Here is a 724-nt window from a genome sequence, read left to right on the forward strand (position 1 = left end):
CCTACGTTCTCTTTCTGTCAGGTTAAATGTGCTGTCAGTCAACGACATTTGTTGACTATTATTTGATACAAAAGCCATGCGAATCACCTCGATATTTGATATTTATATTTTACCAAATGTTCGGATGGATTGATATATCGTGTTAAATTTTCAAGGTACAAATTTATATCAAAGGTCAATGACCTTTTGACACCCTAATCTTTATAGGAAAGATCGGCTTTTGTCGAACTCTTGAATGAAAATAGCCCGCACAGAGGCGGGCAAAGAGAGAGGACGACATTGGTCAGAAGATATAAAAACCTTCTACACCAGCCTCGTCATCAAACAGGTCGTCTTCATTTAAGAAATAATCCATATCCAGAAGTTCATCTTCGCTCATGTGGCGAATGTCCTTAGATGTCATTCCTTCTGGCGGATTATCGATATATTTTTTGCGTAATTCCTCGATATTAGGTTTCATGGGTGTATCTCCTCCTTTTAGAGGATTATAGCATAGAATGTGAAAAAAGAGATCATGCAGAAGAACGCTTTCCACGAGATTTGGACATTGCTTTCTCGTATAATTCTTCAAGGGATACGCATTTGTGATTGTAATAGATTTCTAAAACAGTCATTTTGTGCTTGCAGTTAGGACATTCCAAAGGATCGTAACCGAAGGAAGTCAAAATGGCAGTTCTCCATTGGTTAAAACTCCGATAGATACGGTGTTTGCTTTTAGAAACGG

At 38.0% G+C, this 724-nt stretch carries 1 protein-coding gene and 1 pseudogene; both read right to left on the minus strand.

Annotation, left to right across the window (positions count from 1 at the left end; translation table 11 throughout):
• Positions 1-283: 283 nt before the first annotated feature.
• A complete protein-coding gene (locus CI597_RS18250) occupies positions 284-460 on the minus strand; it encodes a hypothetical protein (RefSeq protein WP_186992544.1) in 177 nt (58 codons plus the stop codon).
• Between the two features lie 52 nt (positions 461-512).
• Positions 513-724: pseudogene (locus CI597_RS18270) on the minus strand (IS91 family transposase); the annotation flags it as partial.

Source organism: Anaerostipes hominis (ex Lee et al. 2021), from assembly GCF_002270485.1.
GTDB lineage: Bacteria > Bacillota > Clostridia > Lachnospirales > Lachnospiraceae > Anaerostipes > Anaerostipes hominis.

Coding starts and splice junctions, on each gene's coding strand:
- CI597_RS18250 (WP_186992544.1), bottom strand. CDS start 460: ATGAAACCTAATATCGAGGAATTACGCAAAAAATATATCGATAATCCG.